17 protein-coding genes are annotated in these 20773 nt (G+C 40.6%); 7 read left to right on the forward strand and 10 right to left on the reverse strand.

Annotated elements, in window-relative coordinates; genetic code table 11:
* Nucleotides 1–3: 3 nt before the first annotated feature.
* The 4 genes from yqaB to rpsU all read right to left on the reverse strand — a co-directional run bounded on the left by yqaB (nucleotide 4) and on the right by rpsU (nucleotide 4799).
* Entirely contained in the window at nucleotides 4–585 is a 582-nt protein-coding gene (gene yqaB, locus IPMB12_RS03160) for a fructose-1-phosphate/6-phosphogluconate phosphatase (protein ID WP_166914880.1), read from the reverse strand.
* Between the two features lie 82 nt (nucleotides 586–667).
* Nucleotides 668–2506: an RNA polymerase sigma factor RpoD gene (rpoD, locus tag IPMB12_RS03165; protein WP_166914882.1), complete on the reverse strand. Its 1839-nt coding sequence runs from the start codon at nucleotides 2504–2506 to the stop codon at nucleotides 668–670.
* A gap of 171 nt (nucleotides 2507–2677) precedes the next feature.
* Nucleotides 2678–4462: a DNA primase gene (dnaG, locus tag IPMB12_RS03170; protein ID WP_166914884.1), complete on the reverse strand. Its 1785-nt coding sequence runs from the start codon at nucleotides 4460–4462 to the stop codon at nucleotides 2678–2680.
* 121 nt (nucleotides 4463–4583) lie between these two features.
* Entirely contained in the window at nucleotides 4584–4799 is a 216-nt protein-coding gene (gene rpsU, locus IPMB12_RS03175) for a 30S ribosomal protein S21 (RefSeq protein WP_024495180.1), read from the reverse strand.
* Between the two features lie 264 nt (nucleotides 4800–5063).
* Between rpsU and IPMB12_RS03180 the strand changes: the two genes are divergently transcribed.
* Nucleotides 5064–6635 carry a phosphoethanolamine transferase gene (locus tag IPMB12_RS03180; protein ID WP_166914886.1) on the forward strand — a complete coding sequence of 524 codons (1572 nt, stop codon included), beginning with the start codon at nucleotides 5064–5066 and terminating at the stop codon, nucleotides 6633–6635.
* 246 nt (nucleotides 6636–6881) lie between these two features.
* Nucleotides 6882–7892 (forward strand): porphobilinogen synthase, encoded by a 1011-nt coding sequence (hemB, locus tag IPMB12_RS03185; RefSeq protein WP_166914888.1) that lies wholly within the window; start codon nucleotides 6882–6884, stop codon nucleotides 7890–7892.
* Between the two features lie 720 nt (nucleotides 7893–8612).
* On the opposite strand, the gene fdhF is transcribed toward hemB, so the two are convergent.
* The 5 genes from fdhF to hslV all read right to left on the reverse strand — a co-directional run bounded on the left by fdhF (nucleotide 8613) and on the right by hslV (nucleotide 15736).
* On the reverse strand, nucleotides 8613–10760 hold the full coding sequence (gene fdhF / locus IPMB12_RS03190) for a formate dehydrogenase subunit alpha (RefSeq protein ID WP_166914890.1): 2148 nt from the start codon (nucleotides 10758–10760) through the stop codon (nucleotides 8613–8615).
* A gap of 60 nt (nucleotides 10761–10820) precedes the next feature.
* Nucleotides 10821–11345 (reverse strand): 4Fe-4S dicluster domain-containing protein, encoded by a 525-nt coding sequence (locus IPMB12_RS03195; RefSeq protein ID WP_166914892.1) that lies wholly within the window; start codon nucleotides 11343–11345, stop codon nucleotides 10821–10823.
* The gene (aegA, locus tag IPMB12_RS03200) at nucleotides 11342–13363 is read right to left on the reverse strand and encodes a formate-dependent uric acid utilization protein AegA (protein ID WP_166914894.1); all 2022 of its coding nucleotides are present in this window, start codon (nucleotides 13361–13363) and stop codon (nucleotides 11342–11344) included. The genes IPMB12_RS03195 and aegA overlap by 4 nt, the downstream gene beginning before the upstream one ends.
* A gap of 508 nt (nucleotides 13364–13871) precedes the next feature.
* Nucleotides 13872–15197: an HslU--HslV peptidase ATPase subunit gene (gene hslU, locus IPMB12_RS03205; protein ID WP_166914896.1), complete on the reverse strand. Its 1326-nt coding sequence runs from the start codon at nucleotides 15195–15197 to the stop codon at nucleotides 13872–13874.
* Between the two features lie 11 nt (nucleotides 15198–15208).
* Complete coding sequence (gene hslV, locus IPMB12_RS03210; protein ID WP_166914898.1) at nucleotides 15209–15736, reverse strand: ATP-dependent protease subunit HslV; 528 nt, start codon at nucleotides 15734–15736, stop codon at nucleotides 15209–15211.
* A gap of 270 nt (nucleotides 15737–16006) precedes the next feature.
* Here hslV and frdA point away from each other — a divergent pair, with 270 nt between their 5' ends.
* From frdA to IPMB12_RS03235, 5 genes are read left to right on the forward strand one after another with little or no spacing between them, the layout of a single operon-like run.
* Entirely contained in the window at nucleotides 16007–17773 is a 1767-nt protein-coding gene (gene frdA, locus IPMB12_RS03215) for a fumarate reductase (quinol) flavoprotein subunit (protein WP_166914900.1), read from the forward strand.
* Nucleotides 17773–18507: a succinate dehydrogenase/fumarate reductase iron-sulfur subunit gene (locus IPMB12_RS03220; protein WP_166914902.1), complete on the forward strand. Its 735-nt coding sequence runs from the start codon at nucleotides 17773–17775 to the stop codon at nucleotides 18505–18507. Before frdA ends, IPMB12_RS03220 begins: the two co-directional genes overlap by 1 nt.
* A 9-nt stretch (nucleotides 18508–18516) precedes the next feature.
* On the forward strand, nucleotides 18517–18927 hold the full coding sequence (locus tag IPMB12_RS03225; protein WP_166914904.1) for a fumarate reductase subunit C: 411 nt from the start codon (nucleotides 18517–18519) through the stop codon (nucleotides 18925–18927).
* Nucleotides 18928–18935: 8 nt separating this feature from the next.
* Entirely contained in the window at nucleotides 18936–19280 is a 345-nt protein-coding gene (gene frdD / locus IPMB12_RS03230) for a fumarate reductase subunit FrdD (protein WP_166914906.1), read from the forward strand.
* Between the two features lie 45 nt (nucleotides 19281–19325).
* Complete coding sequence (locus tag IPMB12_RS03235) at nucleotides 19326–19985, forward strand: thiol:disulfide interchange protein DsbA/DsbL (RefSeq protein ID WP_166914908.1); 660 nt, start codon at nucleotides 19326–19328, stop codon at nucleotides 19983–19985.
* 138 nt (nucleotides 19986–20123) lie between these two features.
* Here the strand turns inward: IPMB12_RS03235 and slyD are convergent, their stop codons facing one another.
* Nucleotides 20124–20735, reverse strand: coding sequence for a peptidylprolyl isomerase (slyD, locus tag IPMB12_RS03240; RefSeq protein WP_166914910.1), 612 nt, complete (start codon nucleotides 20733–20735; stop codon nucleotides 20124–20126).
* Nucleotides 20736–20773: the final 38 nt, after the last annotated feature.

A 20773-nucleotide genomic window follows, 5' to 3' on the forward strand; every position in this document is an offset into this window, starting at 1 on the left:
TTTCTAGGCTTTTTTATATAAAGGACGAACATCAACAATTGCCATTCCGGCGGCTTTAGCCGATGTCATACCAAAGTCAGAGTCTTCAAATACGACGCATTTTGTTGGCTCAACTTGAAGTAATTCTGCACATTTTAAAAATGTATCCGGAGCTGGTTTGTGATTAACCACATCATCAGCGGTAACGACAGCAGAGAAGCAATCCAGTAAGTCAAAATGAGCAAGTAGCTTCATGGTTAAATAACGGTTACTACCAGTACCAAGTGCCATTGGCTTTTTATTATGATACTGACGGATGACATCAACAATGGGTAACATTGTCGTATGAGAAAGTAAAAAACCATCGACAATGGCTGTTTTCTCTTTAGCCAGTTGTTGTGGATCAACTGACATATCAAAATGGTCAATTAATGCTTTAGCAATAACGCCTGTTGGTGCACCATTCAATGCTTCAAACAGATAGTCTTCAAAATTAACACCATGATTTGCCAGTGCTTTATTCCAGGCTACAACGTGTGCTGGTTCTGTATCAAATACAGTTCCGTCCATATCAAAAATCAGTGCTTGGTAATTGTCGTAACTCATTTTTCTTCTCTTTTTGTTTATTAGATTTTATTTTTTTGTAAAAAAGCGCACTCAGGGTGCGCTTTAAAAGGTTATGAACAACTTATTCATCAAGGAAACTACGTAGTACATCCGAACGGCTTGGATGACGTAGTTTTCGGAGCGCTTTAGCTTCAATCTGACGAATACGCTCACGTGTTACATCAAATTGTTTACCGACTTCTTCCAGAGTATGGTCAGTATTCATATCAATACCAAAACGCATACGCAGAACTTTTGCTTCTCTTGGTGTCAGACCCGCTAAAATATCGTGAGTCGCTGCACGCAGGCTTTCTGAAGTTGCTGCATCAAGTGGTTGCTCAATTGAAGTATCTTCAATAAAGTCCCCTAAATGCGAATCTTCATCATCGCCAACAGGTGTTTCCATTGAAATTGGCTCTTTAGCGATTTTTAGCACTTTACGAATCTTATCTTCTGGCATTTGCATACGTTCAGACAGTTCTTCTGGTGTTGGTTCACGACCAATTTCTTGCAACATCTGACGAGAAATTCGATTCAGCTTATTGATCGTTTCGATCATATGTACCGGAATACGAATAGTTCTGGCCTGATCGGCAATTGAACGGGTAATCGCCTGACGAATCCACCATGTTGCATAAGTTGAGAATTTATAACCACGACGATATTCGAATTTATCAACCGCTTTCATCAGACCGATGTTACCTTCCTGAATAAGATCAAGGAATTGTAGACCACGGTTAGTGTATTTTTTAGCGATAGAGATAACTAAACGTAAGTTTGCTTCAACCATCTCTTTCTTCGCCCGGCGAGCTTTTGCTTCACCAATTGACATACGACGGTTAATATCTTTGATCTGCTCAATAGATAAGCTGGTCTCTTCTTCGATTTTTTGTAGACTTGCTGTTTGTTCAGCAATATTATCACGGCACTCTTCCAGCTTCGCGGCATAAGCACTTTTTGATTTAACTGCTTTATCAAACCATGTCATGTTATTTTCACAACTAGTGAAAGCAGTCATGAATTGTTTTTTCGGCATCTTACATTGTTCAACACAGATACGCATAATGACACGTTCGTGAGTTCTTACACGATCCATCATTTGACGCATATTATTGACAAGAATATCAAATTGTTTGCCTACTAAACGGAACTGTTTAAAGACTTCAGAAAGATTTTCGATTTCCTGTAAGGCTTTTTTGTGACCACGACCATGCTTTTTAATCGCAGCAGAGGTTTTTTCGTGTTGTTCACGCAGTAGTGAGAATTTAGTGCGAGCCAGTTCCGGATCGATAGTATTATCGTCATCAGCTGAATCGCTGTCTTCATCTTCGTCTTCATCATCACTATCATCGATCTCGATGTTTTCTTCCGGTTCCATGTCTTCAGACATTTCACCTAAACCATCATCGATATTTGGATCGACAAAACCGGTGATAAGATCAGATAAACGTACATCACCTTGTTCAACAAGATCGTATTGTTCAAGTAAATAAGTGATTGCTTCCGGATATTCAGAAACAGAACTTTGTACCTGATTAATACCATCTTCAATACGTTTTGCGATGTCGATTTCGCCTTCACGTGTTAATAGTTCAACAGCACCCATTTCACGCATATACATACGTACAGGGTCTGTAGTACGACCAATTTCTGACTCAACGTTAGAAAGAACAAGTGCAGTGGCTGCTTCAACGGCTTCTTCATCAGCAACATCACCACTTAATAAAAGATCGTCTGAATCTGGGGCTTCTTCTAAAACCTGAATCCCCATGTCGTTAATCATTTGGATAATATCTTCGATCTGATCCGAATCAATGATCTCCTCTGGCAGGTGATCATTAACATCAGCGTAAGTTAAGTACCCTAACTCCTTGCCACGTGTTATGAGAAGTTTTAGTTGTGATTGAGAGTTTTGCTCCATACAGATATCCACGATTAAATTGTTGAATATTTAGGATAATGATCCAGTTATATAGCTATGTTTGTCGGCCTTTTTTGACCTTTGTTCCCGATTTTACTGACGGAACATTTTTCTATGTTTTCAGCACTTAAGCTGCTTAAATTTGGTATTACTTCTTAATGTTATCTATATTTAGTCTTTTTTTGATAAAACAAGGGTTAAGGTATTAAATTCTTGCTTTTCCTGCGCTGTTAACCCTTCAGTTCGTGCTTTTGCAATCAAGACTTCTTGTCGATGGGTCAATATATTATCATAGACCTCTTTTAAAGTATTACTAAAAATCAATTCTATTTCATCTTCCGGGTACTTGTGATCCCAAACCGCCAATGTTCTTAATTGTCTTTCAACCGGACTTTCTTTGTATTCTTCCAGCAGTTGTGCTGTTGATATATCTGGGTAGTGATGACAGATTTCAAGTAATTTTAAGAAGATATCCATCCCGGCAAGCTGAGACTGAGAGATATTTTTAGTGTCCGGAATCTGTTTAGCCAGCTCAGGATATTGCAGTAGTAAACCGATCAAAATACGCATGGTGGTCAGCTTCATTTTGAGAGGTTGAACTGGTTGTACCGGTGTTTTGTTCTCATTTGCCGTTGTTGCAGGTTTATGGCTGGCAAACATCTTATCAATTTGGGATAGATCCAGAAGGCCTAAATATTGGCCAAGCTGTTGGCGTAGATACATACCAAAGGTTTCAGCTTTGACCTGAGCAATAAGGGGAATAGCTGTTGTACTCAGCTTTGCTCGTCCTTCTGCGGTAGTTAAATCGATCTGTTTGAGTAAACCTTCAAATAAAAAACTGGATAAGGTTTGAGCTTGTTGTAAACGCAGTTCAAAAGCCTCTTTACCCTCCTTACGCACCATACTATCCGGGTCTTCGGTTTCCGGTAAAAACACAAATTTAATTTGTTTACCATCTATCATTGAAGGTAATAGGGTGGTTAATGCACGCCAGGCAGCACGGCGTCCTGCGTTATCTCCGTCATAGCAGAAGATAACATTATCTGTGGTACGGAATAGTAATTTAATGTGTTCTTCTGTAGTTGCGGTACCAAGGGCAGCAACAGCATAGTTAATGCCATATTGCGCTAGTGCGACAACATCCATATAGCCTTCGACAACCAGTAATTTTTCCGGATTTCTTTCTAGCTCAGAAGCTTCATATAAACCATATAACTGGCGACCTTTATGGAAAATCGAGGTCTCCGGTGAGTTCAGGTATTTGACACTATCATCCGCATTGATAGTTCGCCCGCCAAAACCGATAGTATTACCACGTCGATCCCGAATCGGGAACATAACACGCCCGCGGAAACGATCATATTGTCTTTGGTTATCGTTAGTAACGAGCATACCAGCTTGATCATAAAGCTCTTTCAGTGCTTTACTGCCAGCCATGGTACGATTGGTTTCATTCCAGTCATCAGGAGAAAAGCCAATATTAAAACGCTCAATGATTGACTGATCAAGCCCTCGTTTTTCCAGATAACTTCTGGCGGCTTCTGCTTCTTTCGTGGCTAACTTTTGATGATAAAAATCAGCAATTTTATTCATCAGCGTATACATTTCTGCTCGTGAATTATGGGCAGAGACTTCTTTATTATTGTTTGGTGTAGTGTTGGTATAAGGAACAGTTAAACCTTTTAGATTTGCCAATTCTTCAATAGTTTCAACAAAAGATAAGCGGTCAAATTCCATTAAAAAATCAATGGCGGAACCTGAAGCGCCGCAACCAAAACAGTAGTAAATTTGTTTTTTATCGCTGACTGAGAAAGATGGTGTCTTTTCATTATGGAAGGGACAACAACCAAAATAGTTATTCCCTTTTTTCTTAAGTTTGACCCGAGCACCAATAATATCAACGATATTTGTGCGTGAAACAAGGTCAAAAATAAAATCTTTAGGAATAGAGCGCATTTTGAATGTTTTCTCCTGCAAAAGAACAACAAGCCGTACAGGTGTACGGCTTGTCTGGATTCTGCCTGAACTTGTTTTTAGTTTCTAATTAGAAACAACACAAGTTTTCACAAACAATCAATTAGTATAAACGAGTACGACGAGCGTTTTCTCTTTCTAATTTTTTAGCGTGACGTTTAACAGCCGCTGCTTTAGCGCGTTTACGGATTGTTGTTGGTTTTTCGTAGAATTCACGATTACGAACTTCAGCTAGGATTCCTGCTTTTTCGCAAGAACGTTTGAAACGACGTAGTGCAACGTCGAAAGGTTCGTTTTCACGTACTTTAATTACTGGCATGTGCCTCTCACCTCAAATAATTTAGATTCTTCCTAGCTGTTGCTAGAGATAAAAATTTAGTGCTGAATTGTACTGCTAATCTCTATGACTTGTAAAGAGGTTTATTATTTTGTTTTTCACGTTCTGTGATTATGGGTTAAATAAAGATATTACTGTTTATGGAATGAAACATCTCTTTATTTAGTTGATTCACTTAACATGAATCTTTATGATAGAGCACTTCTCGTATCTATTATTATAATATAAAAAGAAGAATTCTAATTCATGGGTGGCTATTTAACAAAATTATTGTTGTTGCTATGTGCAGCAATACCGTCAATTTGTGTGCTGGGTAGTTCAACTGGTGTTTTCATTAAACAATATTTTTTGACCTTACTCTATCTTCTGTTTGTCGTGTTACTCTGGCGAAGTAAGTTTACCCGAATCTTTTCTATTCTTCTTTTAGTGTTATGGGTACTTAATATCAGTGCTTCCGTCATTATGTGGTACTTGTTTGGCAGCACGATCAATGTTCCTCTGGCGATGACAACGTTATCAACTAACGTTAATGAAGGGTTTGATTTTGTTGCTGGTTATTGGCAAGTTGCACTTATTGGCGTGTTATTCTTTATTTTTATGTTGTGGTTAATAGCAAATTTAGCGCGTAGCTTATCACCTAAAATATTAAAAATAGCCTCATGCATTTTCATATTAATTGTCGGTTATAAATTTTGTGAATCAGCCTTTAAGGGACGATTAAGCGATCCTTCTTTTTTGATGGTAGAAAAGGTGGCGTCTTATACTTCTCTTAATAATATTGCTCCCTTTAGTCGGGCAAATAATGAACTTGAGCTTTTATCGCAGGTAAATAAGTATCAACCCAATTATCAGTTAACAGTGATAGATAAAGGTATTGATACTTATGTCATTGTTATTGGTGAGTCAGCTAGACGTAATAATATGAGCTTGTATGGTTATGCCCGACCGACAACACCTAATCTGGAAGCAGAAAAAGATAATCTTTATATTTTTGAAAATGCAGTAGCAGCAGCCCCCATTACAACCATGTCTGTGGCTAAAACACTGACCGCTCAGGCAGCGGAGAGTAAAGAGTTGGCTGTTATTAATGATAATATTATCAATTTAGCTAATCAGGCGGGTTTTACGACTTATTGGTTTAGTAAACAAGGTTCAATTGGTCGCTTTGAAACGATAGTGACTTCTATCGCGCAAAATGCACAACATAAACAGTGGACTTCTCAAGGCTATGATGGTGTGCTGTTAGATTATCTTGATGGAGCATTAGCAGATGCTGACAGAAAGAAATTAATTGTACTTCATACCAATGGCAGTCATCTTTCAGCTTGTAACCAATATCCAGAGAGTGATAGTTACTTTCAAACGGGTGGAGAAGAGAGTTATGAGGACTGTTATGATAATTCCATCCATTATACTGATCAGTTATTAGAAGATATCTTTTCCAGATTAAAGGATCAGAATGCAGCAGTCCTTTATTTTTCTGATCACGGGCAGCATCGTCGGGTGAAAGGAAGTGGTGAGGTGGACTATATTCATGGTGCTATTAATCCTTATAAAGAAGCGGTAGATGTTCCTCAAATTATTTGGTTTAGCCCGAATTTAGCCCCTCAATATCGAGTGACTGGTTCATTACTATCACTTTATTCACTTTCAGATAATTATGAACTCATTCAGGATTGGCTTGGCATTGAGCAGGCTAATTCACCAAATATTCATTCACCATTTAATTCTGATTATCAGCCGAGACGGGATGTATTGATTATGGATACCCATGAGAAGGTATATTCTTATAATCAGTTAAAATCTGAGTCCGAATAAGAGAATCCTGTGTTGTTATTAGCAGGTGTTTTGCGGGGAGCACGTCCCGCTAGCGTGTTCTTTTGTTCGGAGTCTGTGATTAGCTTTGGATTTTGGGGTGGCGCTGCTCGCTCCAAACCTATAACTACAATTAGATAAATAAGTCTGTTTGAAGCTGAGTTGATAGTTATTTTGCTACCCAGCTATGCTATATTAGTCAGAATCAGTTATAGAAATTAAAACTTATAGATGGATTTAGGAGTTGTTATGCCAAGTATTATCACCGGTCAGTTTCCTGAACGTCGTTTACGTCGTTTACGTGCACATGATTTTAGTCGTCGTCTGGTGGCGGAAAATCAATTAACCGTTAATGATCTAATTTACCCGGTGTTTGTTACCGAAGGGAAGAACGTCACACAAGCTGTTGCTTCTATGCCGCATGTTAATCGAATGAGTATTGATGTACTGTTAAAAGAAGCGGAATATGTGGCAAAACTTGGCGTTCCTGTTTTGTCTTTATTTCCGGTTATTGAGAGTGATAAAAAGACATTGCTTGCTGAAGAGGCTTACCACGAGGATGGTCTGGTTCAGCGTGCTATTAGGGCCATTAAAAAAGAGATTCCTGAACTGGGTATTTTGAGTGATGTTGCCTTAGATCCTTACACCAGCCACGGGCAAGATGGTGTCATTGATGCAACTGGTTACGTACAAAATGATATTACGGTTGAAATCCTGATTAAACAGGCTTTATCCCACGCAGAGGCTGGTGCCGATATTATTGCGCCAAGTGATATGATGGATGGCCGTATCGGTGCTATTCGTGATCAACTGGAAGAAAGTGGTTTTGTGAATAAGCAAATTATGGCTTATTCAGCTAAATATGCCTCTTGTTATTATGGACCTTTCCGTGATGCAGTCGGTTCTGCAACTAATTTAAAAGGCGGTAATAAAAAGAATTACCAGATGGATCCTGCTAATAGCGACGAAGCATTACAAGAGATCTATCAGGATCTACAAGAAGGCGCAGATATGGTAATGGTTAAGCCGGGTATGCCTTATCTGGATATTATTCGTCGTGTGAAGGATACTTTTGCCGTTCCTACTTTTGCTTATCAGGTTTCCGGTGAATATGCGATGCATATGGCCGCCATTCAAAATGGCTGGTTACAAGAACGCCCGGCAATTATGGAATCGCTACTTTGTTTTAAACGTGCTGGTGCAGATGGTATTTTAACGTATTTTGCGAAGCAGGTTGCAGAATGGTTGAATGAGAAGTAATGACTGCTTTGTGTAGTTATTAGCATTGTGTCTGGCGGGGAGCACGCCCCGCTGGCGTGGTGTTTTAGTTGGTGTTGTTAATCAGAACGATGAGCTTGACGGCCTACCATACCGCAGAGGCACCCGCTCGTCAGGCTCGCTAAGACCTCTACGATATGCTCTCCGCCAATTAACACATCGCGCACGTTCAGAAAAGAGTTCCTTTCTTAATATTAAGAAACAATCATTTTAGAAAATACCTAAATACCTAAATACCTAAATACCTAAATACCTAAATACCTAAATACCTAAATACCTAAATACCTAAATACCTAAATACCTAAATACCTAACTATATAAAAGTATTTATATATTCTATTCTGATATTACTATTCTAGATGTGAAATGAATGAGATTTTACTTGTTAAATCTCAGATGCAGTGATTGATGGAGAGCGTACCTCATAGGTCTTAGCGAGTCCCCGAGCGGGTGCCTATGGGGTGCGGTAGGCCATCAAGTCCCACGGAACCAGCAACATCATCAAAAAGGTACACGCTAGCGGGGCGTGCTCCCCGCCAGACACAATCCTAATCACGGGCACTAACCCGAAAAGTATTGTGCGCGGGCGGCGTAGTTCTCCCTTAACCCAATACTAACGGCAGATTCAGAACAAAAAACACGAAAGCGGGGTGTGTTCCCCGCTAAATAACTGTGCTAATTACAGACCATATTAAAAATGACTTATGCAACTTCCGCCGTGCGACGTAAATGATCTTTTAAATCACTATAGAGCTGTTCGATACGCTGTTCCGCCCATGCCTGATCTTCAATCGAGTACACTTTTACAGCTGAATGTTTATATTCTGGCGTTCTGGAAATAGGATCAAGGTGATCAAGTGTTAACTCATTACAAGCACCAATCCACCACTGATAAGTCATGTAGACCGCACCTTTATTAGCACGTGGTGTGACATTTGCACGAGTAATGACTTTACCACGACGTGATTCAACCCAGACCAGTGCCTGATCTTTAATGCCTAAGCGTTCTGCATCAAATGGATTAATTTGTACATAGCCAGGCTCATCAGCCAGAGTTTGTAGCGGACGGCAGTTCCCCGTCATGGAACGACAAGAATAGTGCCCGACTTCACGCACGGTACAAAGTACCATCGGATATTCTTCATTGATCTGCTCTTTTGGTGGAATCCAGTCAGCACTAGCAAGTAAACCTTTACCATTTGGTCGGTCAAATTTATTACCTTTATACAGGTAAGGCGTGCCTGGGTGGTCTTCTGTCGGGCAAGGCCACTGTACATAACCAAGTCCGGCCATTTTTTCATACGTTGCACCAGCATAAAGATCGCAAAGTACACGCATTTCATCCCAAATCTCTTTGGTATTTTTATATTTCATTGGATAGCCAAGCGCAGTTGACATCAGACTGATAATCTCCCAGTCAACTTTAACGTCACCGGTGGGTTCAATGGCTTTTTCAAAATGCTGGAAGCCACGGTCAGCACTGGAGTAAATTCCTTCATGCTCACCCCATGATGTTGCAGGTAGAATAACATCGGCAACCGAAGCCGTTTTCGTCATGAAGATATCCTGAACAACTAATAGATCTAATTTAGACAGAGCTTCTCGCATCAGTGATAAATCTGGATCGGTTTGCAGTGGATCTTCACCCATCACATAATAAGCTTTAATTTTGCCTTCTAAAATACGGTGCGGAACCTCGGTAATTGTTGCTCCCGGATTGTCAGGTAAGCTTGTAACTCCCCAGGCTTTAGCAAATTTTTCACGTACTTTAGGATCGGCCACTTTTTGGTAGCCAGGATAATCTTTTGGTGTTGCGCCCATGTCACACGCGCCTTGCACGTTATTTTGACCACGAACCGGGCCAACCCCCACACCTGGACGACCAAGATTACCAGTGACCAGAGCCATGCTTGACAGGCCTTTAATCACATCAACACTTTGACCCCACTGCGTTACACCCATGCCCCACAAAATAGTGGCAGAAGGTGCTGAAGCGTACATCTGCATTGCATCACGAATATCTTTGGCTTTTAGTCCGGTAATCTCTTCAACATATTCAGGCGTATATTTATCAATGACTGCTTTCATGTCATCAAAGCCTTCGGTATAACGTTCAACATACTCTTTGTTATACAGATCTTCATTGATTAAGACATTTAAGAAAGCATTAGCTAGAGCCATGTTACTACCGTTTTTCAGTGGTAACCATAAATCGGCGATACGGGCTGTTTCAATATAGCGTGGGTCACAAACAATGATTTTTGCACCGTTTTCTTTTGCTTTTAAGATGCGACGAGCAACGATAGGATGAGAATCTGCAGCATTGTAACCAAAGACTAAAATACATTTAGTATTTTCGATATCATTAATTGAGTTACTCATAGCACCATTACCCAGTGTCATCTGGAGAGAGGCTACTGAAGGGCCATGACAAACACGTGCACAGCAGTCGATATTATTAGTACCCACTACGCCACGAGCAAATTTTTGCATCACGTAGTTAGTTTCATTACCCGGACCGCGTGAAGAGCCGGTTAACATAATCGCGTCAGGACCTTCTTCCGCTTTAATTTTAGCTAAGCGAGAGCTCACATATTCAATCGCTTCATCCCAGGTAGCTGCTTCAAACTCTCCACCCTTTTGGCGACGAATAAGTGGCTGAGTTAAGCGTGGTGTCAGGATTTTAGTATCATTTAAAAAATCCCAGCCATAATAACCTTTTAAGCAAAGTTCACCTTGATTAGTGACGCCATTGGCACCTTCAGCACGGATAATTTTATTGTTCTCAACCACTAAGTTGAGCTTACAACCTGATGCACAATAAGGACAAACTGTTAATACTTTTTTCATGTTCGATACTCCGAATTTGCCAAAGAGTATTATTTATAACTCTCTGACGATAAATAAACTTTAAATCGTATAAGCACTGATTTCTTCAAGTGCGGTACGTTTTTGTTTATCCTTAATTAACTTTTCAATAGACTTTGGCTCTACCAGTCTCAGAGCATGGGTTGGACAAACTGATACACATGCAGGACCGGTCGGATTATCCGGGCAAAGGTCACACTTAATTGCCTGACTTTGGTATTGAGTAGTACCTGCTATTTCTAATTCTTGTGTTACAACAGTCATTGCACCAAACGGACAAGCGATAACACAAGTTTTACAGCCAATACAACGTTCCTGAATAACCTGAATACTGCCATTTTTACGTACAATAGCATTAGTCGGGCAACCATTGGCACATGGTGCATTTTCACATTGTTTGCACATGACAGGGACAGTAACTGTCATCCCTTTGATCACTTGTAAACGAGGCTGAAAGTACTCAGGTGACATATTGATGTCATTAGTATGTGACATCACGCACGCGATCTCACAAGTACGACAACCTATACATTTGTTTGCATCAGCGGCAATAAAGCGATTTGTCATGATGCTTTCTCCATTTCTTTTTGTTGCGATACATCTAAATATTCGATAATACTTCTTGCAGCCATTCGACCATCAGCAATCGCGGTGACAACAAGGTCAGCACCACGGACAATATCTCCACCAGCAAAGACTTTTGGATTGCTGGTCTGGCAAGCTAGTTTAGTATGATTAACCGGTGGTGCAACGATGGTGCCCCAACGATTTAAATCAACACCTTCTGCCTGCAGCCATGAGATATCATGTGGATTAAATCCAAAAGCGATAATAACGGCATCAGCCGGCAGAACAAATTCAGAACCTTCAATTGGTTTAGGACGACGACGCCCATCCGCATCAGGTTCACCAAGTTCAGTTTTTAGCATACGAATACCAGTTACTGAACCTTGTTCATCAACTTCGATTTTCACTGGTTGCATCATGAACATAAACTCGACGCCTTCTTCACGGGCATTTTTTACTTCTTTCTTAGAACCTGGCATATTGGCTTCATCACGACGATAAGCACAGGTCACTTCAATCGCACCCTGACGGATAGAAGTACGCAGACAGTCCATCGCAGTATCACCACCACCAAGAACAACCACACGTTTGCCTTTCATGCTGACGAAAGGTTCATAAGACAATTCAGGCAGCCCCATCACATTTTTTGTGTTTGCTGTCAAGAACGGCAGGGCTTCATAAACACCGTTTGCATCTTCATTTTCTAATTTAGCTTTCATGGAGTCATAAGTACCGACTCCAACAAACACGGCATCATAATCATTCAGTAGATTTTTAACCGGAACATCTTTGCCAATTTCAGTATTTAAATGGAACTCAATCCCCATCTCAGTGAAGATTTCACGGCGGCGAATCATCACGTCTTTATCTAATTTAAATGACGGAATACCAAAGGTTAACATCCCACCAATTTCCGGGTGACGGTCAAAGACCACTGGTTGAATACCGTTTCTGATTAAGATATCGGCACAAGCCAGGCCGGCAGGACCGGCACCAATGACAGCGACTTTTTTACCGGTTGGTTTAACATGGGATAAATCAGGACGCCAGCCCATAGAAAGTGCAGTTTCTGTGATATAGCGTTCAATATTACCGATGGTCACTGCATCAGTTTCATTTTTAAGTGTACATGAGCCTTCACACAAGCGATCCTGCGGGCAAACACGTCCGGTAATTTCAGGCAGACTGTTGGTGCTATGGGATAATTCCACAGCTTCCAGAATTTTTCCTTCTTTAGCCAGTTTAATCCAGTGTGGAATGCGGTTATGCAGCGGGCAGCGCCACTCACATACAGAGTTAGGACCACAACTCAGACAGCGGGCACCCTGAATTTTGGTTTGCTCTTCACTAAAACCATTATAGATTTCAACATAGGTGGTTTTACGTACTTCAATATCTTTTTTACTGGCATCCTGACGTGGCATCTGTTGTAAACGCACAAATGGTGAAACAACAGGTGGTTTTGCTGTCAGGGCAACAAGTGCTTTATCACGAGTGAGTCCAAAAGCTGTTTGTAACTGTTTTTGCTGTTTCTGTTGTTGGAGTGCCTGAGTGTTAACCAGTGACATAGAACCGGTTGGGCAAGCTGCAACACAAGCCGGGCTTTCACGACGGCCTTCACACAAATCACATTTATGTGCAGTCGTTTGGTTTAAAATGGTTTCAAACGAGGCATCATAAATGACACTTTCCACAGACTCGTCAACCATCTCAATGGCACCAAAAGGACAAGCCAGCACACAGTCTTTACAACCGATACAAAGTGATTTGTCTAAATGAACTTTATCTTCTTTTTGGATTAAGGCATTTGTTGGACAAACTTTAACGCACGGGGCATTCTCACATTGGCGACAAGCCGTTGCAGTATAGGTCTTGTTAACTTTATGAACTTTAATCCGCGGTAAAAAATGTTCACGAAGTTCAGGATGGCGACCTTGATTATAGGTGATCACACAGGCTATTTCGCAGGCGTGGCAACCAATACAGGTTTTGGGATTGGCCATTACAAACTGAGTCATAGTTTCTCCAGATGCATATTGAGCTAAAACTCAGGGATAAAGAAAGCTGACAATGCTTATTACAATAAATATCGTTTTTCTAAGTGAATCAATCAATAACAGACAAATTTACTTTAGTCACTCTTTGTATCCACTGATGATAATAATTCTTATTTTTATTAAATTAAATTAAATATATAGTTAGGGTCACATTATATTGTTTTTTGCACAATATGGAAGTTAAGGCGCAATCTTAATAAGGATTATAAGTATAATTGTGATCTGAGCCCTTGTTATTGGGCATTCTTATAGTTTATAACCCGGTTTATTGTGGAAAAGTTGTATATTTTTTGAATTAATAGTGGTTGGGGCGGCGCAGTTCGCCCTAAACCCAATACTAATGACAGACCCAAAACAAAGACTCACGCCAGCGGGGTGTGCTACCCGCTCAAACACCTTGCTGATATCTCCACAAATCTACACAAATAAAAAAAAGCGCGTAATTACGCGCTTTTTTAAACATTGTAATTTATAAAATAAACTTACTTAAATCTTCATCAGCAACAAGCTTATCTAAATGATCACTCACATATTGAGCATCAATCATAATTGTCTTGCCATTTAAATCACTCGCTTCAAAAGAGATATCTTCCATCAGGCGTTCCAGCACAGTATGTAAACGACGTGCACCGATGTTTTCATTTTGCTCATTAACCTGCCAGGCTGATTCAGCAATTTTACGAATACCATCCTGAGTGAACTCGATGTTTACACCTTCTGTCGCCATCAGTGCTTTATATTGTACCGTTAATGATGCATTTGGTTCCGTTAAAATACGTTCAAAATCAGCACTGGTTAACGCCTGAAGCTCAACACGAATTGGCAGACGGCCTTGCAGTTCAGGGATAAGATCTGACGGGCTGGCTGTCTGGAAAGCACCAGATGCGATAAATAAAATGTGATCTGTTTTAACTGCACCATGTTTAGTTGAAACAGTACAACCTTCAACCAGTGGCAGCAGGTCACGTTGTACACCTTCACGGGAAACATCAGGGCCCGATGTCTGGCCACGTTTACACACTTTATCGATCTCATCAATAAAGACGATACCATTTTGTTCAACTGCTTCAATCGCCTGATGTTTTAGCTCTTCCGGATTAACCAGTTTAGCAGCTTCTTCATCAATCAATTGCTTGAAAGCATCTTTGATCTTCATCTTACGAGGCTTAGCTTTTTGGCCGCCTAAGTTCTGGAACATGGATTGCAGCTGATTAGTCATCTCTTCCATTCCCGGAGGAGCCATAATTTCAACACCAATATTTACGCCAGCAACTTCAATTTCGATCTCTTTATCATCCATTGAACCTTCGCGTAATTTTTTACGGAAAGCCTGACGAGCAGTGGATTCTGAGTGATCTATTTGTCCCCAGCCATCTTTTGATGGAGGCACTAAAACATCTAAGATACGCTCTTCAGCCAGTTCTTCTGCACGGTAGCGATTTTTTTCAATTGCTTCCTGACGAATCATTTTGACCGCAGAGTCGGTTAAATCACGAATAATTGAATCAACTTCTTTACCGACATAACCGACTTCAGTAAATTTGGTTGCTTCAACTTTAATAAATGGTGCGTGAGCCAGTTTTGCTAAACGACGGGCAATCTCTGTTTTACCCACACCAGTTGGACCAATCATCAAAATATTTTTCGGGGTAACTTCATGACGCAGCGCTTCATCAAGCTGCATTCTGCGCCAGCGATTACGTAAAGCGATAGCAACTGAACGCTTCGCTTTGTCCTGCCCAATAATATGTTGATTTAGTTCGCTTACAATTTCACGGGGTGTCATTTCGGACATAATTACCACTCTTAATAAGTTAATTCGTCAATGGTTTGATTACCATTAGTAAACACACAGATGTCGCCGGCAATAGAAAGAGATTTTTGGACAATATCTCTGGCTGACATATCGGTATTTTCAAGTAAAGCACGTGCTGCTGCCTGAGCATAAGGACCACCAGAACCAATCGCAATTAAGTCATCTTCTGGTTGAATTACGTCACCATTACCTGTAATGATAAGGGATGCTGTCTCGTCAGCAACAGCAAGCAAAGCCTCTAAACGGCGCAACATTCTATCTGTACGCCAGTCTTTTGCCAGCTCAACGGCCGCTTTAGTTAAGTGTCCCTGATGCATTTCAAGTTTACGTTCAAATAATTCAAATAATGTGAAGGCATCAGCTGTACCACCAGCAAATCCCGCCAAAACTTTTCCGTTATGTAAACGACGTACTTTTTTGGCGTTACTTTTCATAATAACTCTTTCGCCCAAAGTGACCTGACCGTCACCTCCGATAACCACATGGCCATTTCGGCGCACACTGACAATTGTTGTCACAGGAAATACCTCATTTATGATTAAAAACTGATAGAAGTTATATATGGGTGAGGAAAAATAATTTCAATGTTTTTACATGGATTAAATTTCCTTAATAAAATCAACAAGATATTTAATTTATAACTATTTGATTTTATTGAAGAAATAATTTTATAAGCATGTTTTAAGAGTATCTGAAAGATATATTGCTTCATGTGTGAAATTGTTGTCTGGTCTGCATTTTCCAAGTAGAATCATGTCTTTGACAAAATCAACAGCAAAGGGTTTGGAATGCAAATACTGAATACGGATATTGCTATTGTTGGCGGTGGTGGTGCCGGACTACGTGCAGCCATTGCAGCAGCAGAAGCTGATCCTACCCTAAGCGTCACGCTGTTATCTAAAGTGTATCCGATGCGTAGTCATACCGTCGCTGCCGAAGGCGGTGCTGCTGGTGTTATCCTTGACGAAGACAGCACCGATTTTCATTTTTATGACACCGTATCTGGTGGTGACTGGCTGTGCGATCAAGACGTGGTGGATTATTTTGTTAAACACGCACCTTTAGAACTTGCACAAATGGAACGCTGGGGATGCCCATGGGCCAGAAAGCCAGACGGTTTTGTTAATGTTCGCCGTTTTGGTGGCATGAAGATTCAAAGAACCTGGTTTGCGGCTGATAAAACCGGTTTCCATATGCTGCATACCTTATTTCAGACTTCCATGAAATACAATAATATCAACCGATTAGATGAGTATTTTGTCCTTGATCTATTAGTTAAAGATCAGCAAGTTATAGGACTTATTGCGATAGATATGTTGGAAGGTAAACTAGTACATATTCAGGCTAAGTCTGTGATTTTAGCGACAGGTGGGGCCGGGCGCGTTTATCAGTACAATACTAACGGCACTATTGTAACCGGTGATGGGATGGCGATGGCCTATAAACATGGTGTACCGCTGCGGGATATGGAGTTTGTGCAGTTTCATCCAACCGGTTTGCCCGGGTCTGGAATTCTAATGACTGAAGGTTGCCGGGGTGAGGGTGGTATTCTGATAAATAAAGACGGTTATCGCTACCTGCAGGATTATGATTTAGGACCAGAAACCCCGCTGGGTGAGCCAAAGAATCGTTATATGGAACTGGGACCAAGGGATAAACTTTCACAGGCTTTTTGGCATGAAAGTCAAAAAGGGCGCACAGCCCAGACCTCAAAAGGTGATGTGGTTTATCTGGATTTGCGCCATTTAGGTGAAGAAAAAATTAAACAGCGTTTGCCATTTATTCGTGAACTGGCAAAAGCGTATGTTGGTGTTGATCCGGTGTATGAACCGGTGCCTGTCAGGCCGACGGCTCATTATACGATGGGTGGTATTGCGACCAATCTTAAAGGAGAAACTAACTTAAAAGGTTTATTTGCTGTTGGTGAGTGCTCGTCAGTAGGCTTGCATGGTGCTAATCGTTTAGGTTCTAACTCTTTATCTGAGCTACTGGTTTTTGGTCGAATAGTAGGGGATGCCGCCGCCGGTTATGCTAAATGCTGTGAACTGGTTGATAGTAAACAAGAAGCAAACAAAGTTGAAAATCATTTAGCTGAACTAATGAATCGCCCACAAAGTTCAGAAAGCTGGGTGAAAATTCGTGAAGAGATGGGAATAACGATGGACAGGGATTGCGGTGTTTATCGTAATCAGGTTGCGATGCAAAATGCTTTGAATAAATTAAGTGAGCTAAAACAGCGTTTGCAACGTGTCTCATTAAGTGATAAATCCCATGTCTACAATACTGAACTTTTTGCAGTTTTAGAGTTAGAACAAAGTCTGCTGGTTGCTGAGGCGATGGTTGCTGCGGCCATTTTACGTATAGAGTCCAGAGGTGCACACCAGCGTCAGGACGAAGACTGTCAGGCCAGAGATGATCAAAACTATCTTAAACACAGTTTAGCGTTTTATCGAGAAAATGCATCGCCACAGATTCAGTATCAGGATGTTGTGATCACTAAGCTCCCACCCGCAACGCGTGCTTATGGTGATAAAGAACAACAGGAGCAGGCATAATGAAAACGATCAAAGTATCGATTCTTCGTTATCATCCTGAATATGATGAGAAGCCGCACTTTCAGTCTTTTGATAATATTGCTTATGATGACACGACTTCGGTACTTGATGTTCTGAATTACATCAAAGAAAATTTATCAATGGATCTGGTTTATCGTAGCTCTTGTCGTATGGCGATTTGTGGTTCCTGCGGGTTGATGGTGAATGGTGTGCCAAAACTGGCTTGTAAGACCTTTATTCGTAACTATCAGGATGAAATTAAGTTTGCACCGTTATCTCATTTTCCTATTGAGCGAGACCTCGTGGTTGATATGGCGCACTTTATGCGAAGCCTTGAAGCGATTAAACCTTATATTATAAACGACGATTCATCAGTCAAAGAGGGAATGAATAATCAAATTCCGGCCTTACTGGTGAAATATCAACAGTTTTCTCAGTGTATTAATTGTGGCTTATGCTATTCAGCCTGTCCGCAATTTGGGCTCAATCCTGAATTTCTTGGCCCGGCAGCGATCGCGCTGGCTATGCGCTATAATTTAGATAGTCGTGATAATGGCAAAGCGCAGCGTATGCCTGAGCTGAATAAAGAAGACGGTGTATGGCGATGTACTTTTGTGGGGTATTGTTCAACAGTGTGTCCAAAACATGTTGATCCCGCGGCAGCTATTCAACTTGGTAAAGTAGAAAGCGCAAAGGATATGCTGATTGCAAAATTTAAAATGAACTCTGAATAGTGAAAGAATATGAATATTGAACCGCAGGATGAAAAGTCTTCCTATCGTAAGCCTTATCAGCCGGAGATGCCGGCAACATGGTGGCAAAAAATGGCTGTTTATCGTAAATATATTTTACGTGAGTCAACTTCTGTTTTGATGATCTGGTTTAGTTTATTAATCCTTTATGGTTTAACCACGATCAATACGGATGAGTTTTATAATTTCATCTTTTTTGTGCGTCATCCGGTGGTGATCGCTATTAATGCTATTACTTTGCTGGCGGCTTTATATCACTCAATTACCTGGTTTAATCTGGCGCCAAAAGCGATGAATGTGGTGGTTAAAGATCGTAAATTACCTGCGCTTATTCCTATCATGGCTTTGTGGATATTGACGATTGTTGCCTCTGTGGTGTTATTTATGATTGTGGTTCGTTAGGAGTGAATATGGAAGAGCAAGCAAAACGTTCAAATGAACCACTATTTTGGGGACTGTTTAGTGCAGGTGGTATGTGGGCAGCTATTTTTGCTCCGGTGATGATTGTGATTGTTGGATTTGTGATCCCATTTGCAGATGCCGGTGTATTGACACATTTACTGCGTTTAGTTCAGTATCCGTTAAGTAAATTATTCTTATTCGCCATGGTTGTATTGCCGATTTGGTGTGCTTTGCATCGAATTTTACATACCTTACATGATATGAAAATTTATCCAAAGCGTGGGAAATTACTGTTTTATGGTCTGGCAGTTGCGTGGACAATACAGGCTGGTTATGTGCTGTTTTTTGCATAACTGTTTAATGAAATTGGAATTGATTAATAATCGGGACGATAAGTTATGAAGAAAATTGTTATTTTAATTGTGAGCCTGTTTTTATTCACGGGCACTGTTATGGCACAAAATCAGCCGGTGGAAGGTGAAGATTATGTTACGCGTATTAGTGCACCTTTAGAAATGGGACAAAAGGTTGAAGTTGTTGAGTTCTTCTCTTATGGTTGTCCATATTGCGCGATGGTTGAGCCGCAGCTGGAAAAATGGTTAGAGCAAAAATCTGACGATGTTATTTTTACACGTATTGCTATACCGCGTCGTGACCGCTGGATTGAGTATGCCCGGACTTTTTATACTTTGTCTTTCTATGATCAGCAAACAGAGCAATATATACTGCCACTATTATATAAAGCGATTCATGAAGAGAAACAAAAACTTGATGATGCAACAGCGATGCTGAACTGGTTAGAAGGCCAGGGGATAGATCGCGCAGAAATTGAAAAAATCTACTTTTCTGATCGCGTAACTCAGGCGATCGAACAAGGATTAAAAACAACCAGCGAATATCAGGTGCAAACTATTCCGGCTATTTATATTAATGGTCAGATGTCAGGCCGTCAGCAAATTCTGCTAAATAGTCAGGACGGTTATAATAAAGTGGCTGATACATTAAAAGCATTAGTGGACAACGCGGTTATTTTAAATCAATCAGCAGGAAGTAAATAAGTAGTTATTGTCTGGTTTATTTGACGAAATAAAACAGAGTGTTTGTCTGAAGAGCAACACTTAAAAGTAACGCATAATTAAAGAAATAAAAAAGACCGCAATAAGCGGTCTTTTTGTTTATTCAGTGCACGTAATAAATTAGTGACAGCCACAACCGCCACGACCACCGCCACCGCAGCAACCGTCATCTTCGTCATGACTATGACCGTGGCCACCACAGCATTCATGCTCGTCATCGTGACCATGTCCACCACAGCATCCTTCATGATCGTGATGATGACCGCCATGTCCATGAATATGGCCATGAGCGATTTCTTCTGCTGTTGCTTCACGAAGTGCGATAACTTCTACGTTGAATTTAAGATCCTGACCTGCCAGCATATGGTTACCATCAACAGTGACCATATCACCATCAATTGCAGTAATTTCAACTGGTACCGGACCCTGGTCGGTATCAGCTAAAAAGCGCATACCTACAGATAATTCATCAACACCAACGAAAACGTTTTTCGGTACGTTTTGTACAAGTGCATCATTGAAATCACCATAAGCTTCAGCAGATGGAATTTCTACATCAAATTTGTCACCAGCAACGTGGCCTTCTAATGCTTTTTCTAAACCAGAGATTAGAGAGTTATGGCCATGTAAATATTCTAGTGGTGCAACCGCTGTTGCTTCGTCAACTAAAACTCCGTCCTTTGTACGAACTTGATAAGCAAGGCTTACCACTGCATCTTTTGCTATTTTCATTGTATCTCCATAGTAACCGAGAAAAGATTGACAGATTC

This window comes from Zophobihabitans entericus, assembly GCF_011745665.1.
Taxonomy (GTDB): Bacteria; Pseudomonadota; Gammaproteobacteria; order Enterobacterales; family Orbaceae; genus Zophobihabitans; species Zophobihabitans entericus.

Bases quoted from the DNA above. Each gene is read 5' to 3' on its own strand.
- yqaB (WP_166914880.1), bottom strand. From the start codon at position 585: ATGAGTTACGACAATTACCAAGCACTGATTTTTGATATGGACGGAACT.
- rpoD (WP_166914882.1), bottom strand. From the start codon at position 2,506: ATGGAGCAAAACTCTCAATCACAACTAAAACTTCTCATAACACGTGGC.
- dnaG (WP_166914884.1), bottom strand. From the start codon at position 4,462: ATGCGCTCTATTCCTAAAGATTTTATTTTTGACCTTGTTTCACGCACA.
- rpsU (WP_024495180.1), bottom strand. From the start codon at position 4,799: ATGCCAGTAATTAAAGTACGTGAAAACGAACCTTTCGACGTTGCACTA.
- IPMB12_RS03180 (WP_166914886.1), top strand. From the start codon at position 5,064: ATGGGTGGCTATTTAACAAAATTATTGTTGTTGCTATGTGCAGCAATA.
- hemB (WP_166914888.1), top strand. From the start codon at position 6,882: ATGCCAAGTATTATCACCGGTCAGTTTCCTGAACGTCGTTTACGTCGT.
- fdhF (WP_166914890.1), bottom strand. From the start codon at position 10,760: ATGAAAAAAGTATTAACAGTTTGTCCTTATTGTGCATCAGGTTGTAAG.
- IPMB12_RS03195 (WP_166914892.1), bottom strand. From the start codon at position 11,345: ATGACAAATCGCTTTATTGCCGCTGATGCAAACAAATGTATAGGTTGT.
- aegA (WP_166914894.1), bottom strand. From the start codon at position 13,363: ATGACTCAGTTTGTAATGGCCAATCCCAAAACCTGTATTGGTTGCCAC.
- hslU (WP_166914896.1), bottom strand. From the start codon at position 15,197: ATGTCCGAAATGACACCCCGTGAAATTGTAAGCGAACTAAATCAACAT.
- frdA (WP_166914900.1), top strand. From the start codon at position 16,007: ATGCAAATACTGAATACGGATATTGCTATTGTTGGCGGTGGTGGTGCC.
- IPMB12_RS03220 (WP_166914902.1), top strand. From the start codon at position 17,773: ATGAAAACGATCAAAGTATCGATTCTTCGTTATCATCCTGAATATGAT.
- IPMB12_RS03225 (WP_166914904.1), top strand. From the start codon at position 18,517: ATGAATATTGAACCGCAGGATGAAAAGTCTTCCTATCGTAAGCCTTAT.
- frdD (WP_166914906.1), top strand. From the start codon at position 18,936: ATGGAAGAGCAAGCAAAACGTTCAAATGAACCACTATTTTGGGGACTG.
- IPMB12_RS03235 (WP_166914908.1), top strand. From the start codon at position 19,326: ATGAAGAAAATTGTTATTTTAATTGTGAGCCTGTTTTTATTCACGGGC.
- slyD (WP_166914910.1), bottom strand. From the start codon at position 20,735: ATGAAAATAGCAAAAGATGCAGTGGTAAGCCTTGCTTATCAAGTTCGT.